The following is an 8,688-nucleotide window of genomic DNA, read 5'->3' as shown; positions in this document are numbered from 1 at the left end:
ATCAGCGAGGAGATCGATGACCGGTCCAGCGCGGCGACCAGCTACGTGACACTTGGCCTTCTCGCCGAAGCCCGGAACCATCTCGACGAGGCTTTGCACTGGGTCATCAGGTGCGTGACCATGTTCGAGGATTTCCCTCATCCCGCCACGGACCCAGGTCCCCAGCATCTCAAACGCCTTACAACAGCGCTTGGCTTACCCGCCCTCGAATCCAGCTGGAAGAAGATCACGAGTCGGCCCCTTCCGTCGACCGTCCGGGGCTATGTTCAGCAGCCTGACAACTGATCCCCCTTGAGGAGCTGATGTGACCGATCCAGCCGCCGAAGGCGCACGAGCCGCTGCCCACCGCCTCGCCGTTCAGCATGGGCCCTCCCTCACCATGGATGTCGAGGCCGCGCTCCACGCTCGTGACACCAGTCGCAAGCCGGATCAGTACATCGATCTCATCTCCCTGGGCTCGCTCATCGTCAGCGTGGCCGCGCTCGCCTGGACGGTCTACGCCGACCTGCAGAAGAAGACGGATACCCCGTCGACGGACGTCGTGACTAGGAGAGTGCGGACAGAACTCCGGCGCACGCGCACCGTCACCGCTCAGGATGACGAGATCGTGACGGTCGCCGTGGAAGAAACGATCACGGCCATTGAGGCCCTGTCCGAGCCCCCACAACGCCGCAACCTTCAGGAGCCGAGCGGAGAGTCGTAACGAGCCGCCGCCTTTGCGCGCTGCTGTCGGACCACTGCCGTCAGGTGAGCTACGCGACAGCAGTATTGACAGCAACGTCCCTGCACACAGACAGACTCCAGTGATCTCCTGCATCCTTCTGACCACAGCTTCTGCTATCCGTGCAGGGTGATTGGTCCGCCTGAAAAGCGGAAGGTCAGTCCGCTCGGCCCGTGGTCCCTCCGGCTCCGAACTCACGACCGTATCATCACGATATGCGGGTACCCACGGCACCAGTCAAAACCCCGCTACCGACTCAACCGTCCTCGCCTGCACTGGCCGTGCCGAGCAAGGTCATCCGCATCGGCTACGCCCGAATCTCCACCCGCGCCCAGGACCGCGTCCTACAGATGCCGGCCCGCGCGGCCAAGAACTGCCAAGAGATCGGCGAGGAGACCGCCAGCGCCCGCAACGACCACCCGAAGCTACGGGCAGCCGTAACGAGCGCTGGCACACGGCAGATGGAGTTGGGCCATGATCGCTCTCATCAGTGAGGTCACCATGCGCCATGACGAGCCGATTGCCAGCATCAACGACTACGACGGGGCTGGATGGACAACAGTGTGATCTCAAATCTGGACAGGCCCTAATGACAATCGATCTCTCATTTAAAGCTGGGCACCAAATGAAAGAGTCAGCGTCCTTGCCCAGTCACCGCCGAAATTCTGGTTCCAGGGTGGTGCCTGCCAGGGAACCAGTAAGCGCCTGTTGATATCAGGTCGACCATCCGTAAGATGCGGAGAGACCAGAGATCGACAGGAGAGCCGGACATCCCCGTGACTTGGACCGATGGCACCACCGGCCATGAAAGGTCGGCCCGTTGACGTCGACCCAGCGTTTTCGGCACATAATTCCTTTTATCGCCGCCCTGGTGACCGCTGTAGCGGTCTTCGCGGGCATCGTGGCTGGGGTCAACGATGGCGACGGCTTGGGGCAGGAGCAGTTCATCTTCGCCGTAGTCGCGTCGATGCTGTCTGGCGGCATCGCCTTCTGGCAGGTGAAGGATCAGGTCGGAAAGCAGCGGCAGGAGATACCTGTAGCGAATGGCACACACCTCCCCCAGGGACGGCTGTACCAGCTTCCCCCCGACATCGAGGACTTCACCGGCCGGGCAGAGGACGCCGCCGAACTTGCTCGGTTGCTTATCTCTCGCAGGGCCGACACAGCGGTCGTCGTGACCGCCCTTTCCGGTAAGGGCGGTGTCGGCAAGACCACGCTCGCGCTCCACATCGCGCACCGCGTCCGCAACCAGTTCCCTGATGGGCAGCTGTACGTCAACCTCCGCGGTGCTGAGGCCCAGGTCCTTGACCCCGCGGAAGTCCTCGGCCGGTTCCTCCGCGAGCTGGGCGTCGACTCGGCGAGCGTCCCTGAGCACCTGGAGGACAGGGCGCGAATGTACCGCGCCCAGCTTGCCGACAGGCGGATTCTTCTCCTCCTGGACAACGCACGCAACGAGCAGCAGATACGTCCACTGCTCCCGGGAAGCGCGAGCTGCGCCGTGCTGATCACGAGCCGGTCCCGATTGGCGGCCCTATCCGGAGCGCACATTCACGCCTTGGACGTCATGACCACCGAGCAGGCCCTGGATCTTCTCCGGCACATCGTCGGTAAGGGCCGGGTAGCAGCGGAACCCGAGGCTGCGGGCGAGATCGTACGGCTGTGTGGACGTCTTCCCCTCGCGATTCGCATCGCAGGGGCCCGGTTGGCATCCCGGCAGACCGATCGGCTTGCCGGCTTCGCTGCACGGCTCCGCGACGAGCAGCACCGCTTAGACCTGCTGAAAGTCGGTGATCTGGAAGTGCGCGCGAACTTCGCACTCAGCTACCAGGGGTGTGACGAGGGACTCCGCCGAGCGTTCCGGTTGCTTGGCGTGCTGAAGGCCGCCGACTTCTCCGCCTGGACTCTGGCGGCGCTGGCCGGCGTATCGCTGCAGGCAGCCGAAGAGATGCTGGAACGTCTCGTCGACGCTGAACTGATCGAGATCGGCGGTGAAGATCGGACGGGGATCCGGCGCTACCGCTTCCATGACCTGCTGCGTGTTTTCGCTCGCGAGCGGCTGGCGGAAGAGGAAAGCGAGACGGAGCGCGATAGGGCGCTTACTCGGTTGCTGGAGCTCTACATCTCGCTGGCGACCAACGTCTCGGTGCTACTCGAACCCGGCGGGTACGGCGAGCCGATGCAGGTGGACCCCGCACTGCTCCAGGCGATCCGCCGCGATCCTCGCGAATACTTTCTGACCCATGAGACGACATTCCTTCTCGGTGTCGAAATCGCCGGCGAGGCGGAGCTGTGGCGGCATGCCTGGCGACTAACCAGCGCGCTTCCCGCTACATCGCTCTGGCCGTCCGACTGGTCCACCTGGGTGCGTGTGCATCGAATCGGGCTCGACGCCGCGCAACGGGACGGCAGCCGCGAGGGGGAAGCCGAGATCCGCAGCCAGATGGGCGCGATCCACCGAGCGCAGGGCGACTACGCCTCAGCCGAGCAGCATCTGCGCATGTCGGCCGAGATCGCCGAAGAGATCGGCGACGAGCTCAGAGGTGCGATCGCGTTAAGCGTGCTTGGCGATACCTACCGCTACACGGGTCGCCTCGATCAGGGAGTGCGCTGCTTCACACAGGCACTGGACGTGTTCCGCCGACGCGACATCCCGCGGTACGTCGCCTGGGCTCTCAACGGGCTTGGTGACCTCCAGCGCGGACAGAGCAAGTGGCAGGGAGCGATCGACAGCTTCAGCGAGTGCATCGAAATCTTCGATCAACTCGGTGACCGGCTGGAGTCGGCTCGCGCCCGAGTACGGTTCGGCATCGTCTACCGGGATCAATGTCTGTATGTGGAGGCAGAGCGCCTCTACCTCAATGGCCTTGGTGTGATTAGCGAGTTCGGCGATCGCCGCTGGGAAGCACGAACTCTGCGCCAGCTTGGAGTCCTGTGGCGCAACATGGGCCGTACCAACCAAGCGATCAAGGCGCTGAACGAAGCACAGGAAATCTTCGAGGAGCTGGTGGACCGGCGTGGTGTCGCCGTCGTCCTCCGCAACAAGGGGGACGCCTACCGGCGGGCCGGTGATTACAAGGCGGCTCTGGAGTGCCTGGAGGACGCTCTGGTGCGCTTTCAGGAGCTGGGAGATCGCCGCTGGCAGGCACGCTCTCGAATGAGCATTGCTGACACGATCCGCCATGCCGAACGCTGGGAGGAGGTCGACGCGCACCTGAAGGCCGCCTCCATCATTCTGCAGGAGATAGACGACCGCCCCGGCCAGGCCCGGCTCCTGCGCACCTTTGGCCTCTTCCAAGCCAGGCAGCGGCATTGGCAGCCGGCCATCGAGGCATACCAGGAGTCACGGACGATTTACGAGGCACTCGGCGACCGTGCCTGGGCCGCCCGAACGATGGCCGAGGAGGCGGCGGTCCATCAGGCGAAGGGCGATGAGGAAGCGTGGCGTGACCTGCGGCAGCGAGCTGAACAGATGTGCCGCGATTGTGGCGCCCGTACCGACGACGAGGTTGGACTGTGGCTCACCTCGTGGTGATCTACGGACGGGACTCTGAGTGGCAGGGCAGAAGGAGAAGCAGTGGAAGCCACGCGCTACGAGCAAACCCTGGCCGGACACGATGGGCTCGCCGCCGCGATGTCTATGGCGTCGGCACAGGCACGCGCCGCCGTCCCCGCATCCACGCCCCATGAGAAGGCGATCCGCGACATCGCTGCCGGAGTCGCCGCACCCGTCCTGGTCGGTTACGTGATCTGGCTACTCCGTACGGCACAGATGCGCCGCCTGCATCGGTTGTGCTTCCTATCCCGGGATGCCCAGGTCTTCTCCGAGATCGCCACGCGCATGGCTCCTCGGCTGGAGATTCAACTCTCCATGAGCTACGTGTACAGCAGCCGCCGCACGTGGAGCCTGGCTGCCTCCGACCCCTATGGCCTGGAGAAGGCCGACTGGCTGTTCAACAGCTTCATGCGCTCCAACGCAGCTGACGTATGTGCTCGCCTCGGCCTCGACATCCAAAGATATACGGGGACACTGACTGCCGTCGGCGCCTCGCTCTCCCCGTCGGTCCGCGCAGACGACCCGGAGCAGAATGAAGCCTTGCGGCGGTTCGTGGCGATGCCTGAGGTTGCGGAGGCGATGCGGCCGCGCATCGAGCAGATGCGACAGCTCGTACGCGACTACGCCGTCCAGGAAGGCATCGCCTCGGCCGGCACCGGCCTCGTGGACGCGGGCTGGACAGGCCGGATGATCGGCGCCCTGCACTCAGTTCTGACATCCGCCGACCTGCCCGTACCTCAGACCTTCTTCTGGGGACATGAGCCGCGCGCATCCGGGTGGACAGACCCCGAGTTCATTACCGCGTACATGTACAACACCGTTGCCGAGCCGGGCCTGCAGTGGCGAGTTCCCGATGTGCCGTACATCGTTGAGACGTTCTGCACGGCCGACCACGCCATCGTGTCCGGCTATCGGAGTACAGCGTCAGGACAGATCGAGGCGATGCTGGAGAGCACCAACCCCCCGGTCTCCGCGTGGGGATTCGATGTCTACCGCGCCGCGATCTATGCCTTCTGCTCTGCGCTTTCCCTGACTCACGCGGGTGACGACATCCGTCCGGTGCTCTCGTCCTTGCTGTACGACTTTTGGATCACTCCAACTGAGGAGGAAGCCGCAGCGTGGGGGGCGTACCCCTACGACTCCGACCCCCTCGGCAGGGCGACGCTGCCACTGGCCCGCGCTTTCACCGAACAAGAACTACAACCCCTGCTTGGCGGTAGCGGCACCTTCGACCAAGGGGACCGGGCGTGGTTACAGGGGTCCCTCGCGCTGAGCGGTCCGGCTGGCAGACAGGCGGCAACCGTACTGTTTCCTCACTACAGCACGCTCGGCAGCCCCGCGACCGACTAACTGACTCAACAGCGGTCCCATGCCTCCAGAAGCTCGTGTTCCCGTTGGCGGGACAATCCGTGATGCGCTTGGCGACCGTAGGACAGCGGCCCGTTGGTCTCGGTGAGCCACAGGTGCGTGTCGCGGACGGTAGCCGCGATCGGTCGGCACGTCAGGCCGGCGGCTGCGGCTGCCGCGGCGCCCACCTCCCAGGTTCCCAGGGGAGTACGCCACAGGGGGATCTCGGTCCACTGCCTCACGTCGTGCTCGACGAGGAACGCGTCGTCCACCCACGCGAACTCCGCTTGTGAACCCGTCACCGTACGGCACGCCTCGAGCATCTCGCCGAAGGTGGCGTGCCCCCGGGGTGCGGTGACGTTGAACGCCCCCGTCGTTCCGCGCTGAAGGCAGCTGAGCGTGAAGGCCGTCAGGTCTCGGATGTCGACGGGCTGGATCTGCTTGGCCGGCTGGCCCGGGGCCAGGACCCGGCCGCCTTGAGCTATCCGTCGCAGCCACCAGGTGAGCCGGCCGACGTTCTCCTGCGGCCCAAGGATCACCCCCGGCCGCAGGACGGTGACACGGCCCTCGAACGCCTCCTGGACGGCGCGCTCGCACCCGGCCTTGTAAGCGCCGTACTGTGCGGCGGACCAGTTCGCCTCATCCTCGGCGGTACCGGCGGCATCCGGTGGACAATCGTAGACAGCGCTGTCCTCGTCGACGGGCTCGGCTGGCCAGCCCGGATACACCGAGATGGTGGAAAGGAAGACGTAGGCGCCCGCCCTGTCGGACAAGAGACGCGCGGCGTTTCCCACAACCTGTGGAACATAGCCACTGGTGTCGACCACCCAGTCCCATTCCCGTCCCTGGACCAAGGCCAGCAGGTCGGACCCGTTCTCTCTGTCCCCGCGAACGACCTCGGCTCCGGGTACGTCCTGCCCCGTCTGGCCGCGGTTGAAGGTGGTCACCTGATGCCCTTGGGCGAGGGCCTCCTCGACGAACACCCTGCCCACAAAGCGTGTACCGCCGAGCACCAGAACCCTCATGCCCCGATCATCACGCAGGCGGGCAGTGGCGTCGACAGGATCACCACTCCCGCGACGGCCAGCAGCCTTCCGAGCACCCCTCCTGATAGCCCACCGGTTGCCATCCTGCTTAACCCGGCGCCTCTAGGGGCGCATTTCCGCTGGTAGAGCCGCTGGCGCCAGGGCCGGACGTCACCCCGACTCAAGAGCTGACAAGGCACTCACAGATGTGCTCGCGGAGAGCCCGCGAGACCCACGTGACTACTCGAAATCGGATTCAGAATATCTATTGCGAGCCCACTTATAAATGCTCATCATCATTCAAGTACAGCAATCAGACCCACCCTCCTTGCATTCTTCCCATTTACGCCTATCAGCTCTGACCAGGTAAAACATAGTAAGAATGGCCGCAGCCTCATTGATTCGATCTCCGTTTCGCGGTTCAATTGGATCGACCAAGAAAACGGTGACACACGCAATCGTGTGTCGCGGACCAATCGGAGATCGATCATGGCGAACGGAGTTCCCGGTAAATGCGTTCCCACAAACGTCCCCGGTGCCAGCCTCACCCCTGAGGATATGGCGCGCGTAGCGGCGGACGACTGGGCGGAGATTCAGAGGCTCGCGCGCGGCTACTGCCGCACCGTCGATGCCACGCGTTCACGTAAGCGAATGGACGAAAGCGCAACCATCGTCAAGGGCGGGCACGCGCCGTACGGAACCGACGATGTATCGGACGACGTCACACAGGACGCCGTTCTTCTCTTCGCCCAGCGCCTGCGTGACGTGCTCGCGTCCTGCGCCCCTACCCCGGACAGCGGCTCTACTCGGGAGGCTCAGGCATGGGTCTACGTGCGCCGGGACGGCGCGGAAATGACGATCACGCGGACGACTCTGCAGCGGTGGGCAGTGCGCGATGCCGCTGCGCGGAACGGCTATCGGGTCGACGTTCCGGCTGATGAGATCGACACGACGCCGGGGGCTCAGCTCATGCGCGGTGTTCCGCGTACGGAGACGGTTACGGGGGCGGCAGTCGCGTTCTGCGTGTCTCAGCACAGCGCAGAGATGTTCCGCACCGCGTTCGGGGACGGTACGGACTTCCCCGTCCTGCGTCGGGCTCTCAGCATCGCGTCTCAGGCTGATGACCTGGGACGTGCGGGCGTTCTCGCCAAGACTGCGCAGTCCCAGCACGGCGGAGCGTACGGGTCCCGTCGCGCCGTGATCCGGGTACGGGACGCCGGACGGGCCGAGTGGCGAGAGCTGTCGTCCCGCTTGGACGACGCCAGAGGCGCCATGGTGCTCGGAGGCACCGAACCCACAGAGAACTAGCCACAAAGCTGCTAAAGGGCTCCAGAGGACCACTCTGGAGCCCTTTAGTTATCGGCGCGATGTGACGGTGCCCCGGCAGGGCTGGAATCGAGAATCTTGGGAACGGCGGACGGTCGGGATGTCGAAGGAACCGTATTTAAGTGAGAGTGAAATTCGTCGGTGCGCGTCTAACGCGCCCGGCGTGACGTTCACTCTCCCGCCCATTCTACGGTTCACGTAGCCGTACCGCAGAACGGGCGACGGCCGGAACGGTCGGGCTGTCGGTGCGGCACGCGCGGCAATGCTGCGTAATTGTTGCCGCGCGCGGACGGTCGGGTCGTTCCGGCCACCGTATTTAAGTGAGAGCGAAACGCGCCGCGAGAGCACCGGGAAAGCCCGGACCGCGATACGCGGAAATTCGCCGTCCTGAAAGTGCCGTCTACCTGGTTCACGAGCGTGACCACCAGCAGCGCAAACGGGGTGATCGTGTGGAGGTGGATTCTGCCGCCCGGGCCGGCTGGTCCGTGGGTGACCTGACGGTGTGCGGCGGGGGTCGCGTGATGCGGGTGGCCGCGTTGGGTGAGGTTCGTCCGGACACCGCGACGTTGGTGCCTGCCGCCGATTTCGGCGGTGTGCGTGAGTACGTGGTGACGGTGGCCCTCACGCGAATGCCCACGGCCGCTCAGGTGATCACCTGTCTCGGTTGCCTGGCCAGGACCCATCTGTGGATCGACGCCACGCACACCAACCGGGCG

7 protein-coding genes are annotated in these 8,688 nt (G+C 64.8%); 6 read left to right on the top strand and 1 reads right to left on the bottom strand.

Annotated elements, in window-relative coordinates; all coding sequences use genetic code 11:
- The 4 genes from Mam01_RS35555 to Mam01_RS35540 form a co-directional block, all read left to right on the top strand.
- Positions 1-285: hypothetical protein (locus tag Mam01_RS35555; protein WP_204289616.1), on the top strand; the 285-nt coding region annotated here is incomplete at its 5' end.
- Positions 286-304: 19 nt separating this feature from the next.
- Positions 305-703 carry a hypothetical protein gene (locus Mam01_RS35550; RefSeq protein WP_204289615.1) on the top strand — a complete coding sequence of 133 codons (399 nt, stop codon included), beginning with the start codon at positions 305-307 and terminating at the stop codon, positions 701-703.
- An 838-nt stretch (positions 704-1,541) separates the two neighbouring features.
- The gene (locus Mam01_RS35545) at positions 1,542-4,253 is read left to right on the top strand and encodes an ATP-binding protein (RefSeq protein WP_204289614.1); all 2,712 of its coding nucleotides are present in this window, start codon (positions 1,542-1,544) and stop codon (positions 4,251-4,253) included.
- 42 nt (positions 4,254-4,295) lie between these two features.
- Positions 4,296-5,624 carry a hypothetical protein gene (locus tag Mam01_RS35540; RefSeq protein ID WP_204289613.1) on the top strand — a complete coding sequence of 443 codons (1,329 nt, stop codon included), beginning with the start codon at positions 4,296-4,298 and terminating at the stop codon, positions 5,622-5,624.
- Positions 5,625-5,629: 5 nt separating this feature from the next.
- On the opposite strand, the gene Mam01_RS35535 is transcribed toward Mam01_RS35540, so the two are convergent.
- The gene (locus Mam01_RS35535; RefSeq protein WP_204289612.1) at positions 5,630-6,646 is read right to left on the bottom strand and encodes an NAD-dependent epimerase/dehydratase family protein; all 1,017 of its coding nucleotides are present in this window, start codon (positions 6,644-6,646) and stop codon (positions 5,630-5,632) included.
- Between the two features lie 489 nt (positions 6,647-7,135).
- Here Mam01_RS35535 and Mam01_RS35530 point away from each other — a divergent pair, with 489 nt between their 5' ends.
- Positions 7,136-7,954 carry a hypothetical protein gene (locus Mam01_RS35530; RefSeq protein WP_204289611.1) on the top strand — a complete coding sequence of 273 codons (819 nt, stop codon included), beginning with the start codon at positions 7,136-7,138 and terminating at the stop codon, positions 7,952-7,954.
- Positions 7,955-8,427: 473 nt separating this feature from the next.
- A partial coding sequence (locus Mam01_RS35525; protein WP_204289610.1) for a hypothetical protein occupies positions 8,428-8,688 on the top strand: 261 nt, incomplete at its 3' end.

Origin of the sequence: Microbispora amethystogenes (assembly GCF_016863015.1) — a bacterium.
GTDB lineage: Bacteria > Actinomycetota > Actinomycetes > Streptosporangiales > Streptosporangiaceae > Microbispora > Microbispora amethystogenes.
Note: the sequence above shows the minus strand (reverse complement) of the source record. Positions and strands in the feature narration are given on the sequence as shown.

Bases quoted from the DNA above. Each gene is read 5' to 3' on its own strand.
- Mam01_RS35535 (WP_204289612.1), bottom strand. From the start codon at position 6,646: ATGAGGGTTCTGGTGCTCGGCGGTACACGCTTTGTGGGCAGGGTGTTC.
- Mam01_RS35530 (WP_204289611.1), top strand. From the start codon at position 7,136: ATGGCGAACGGAGTTCCCGGTAAATGCGTTCCCACAAACGTCCCCGGT.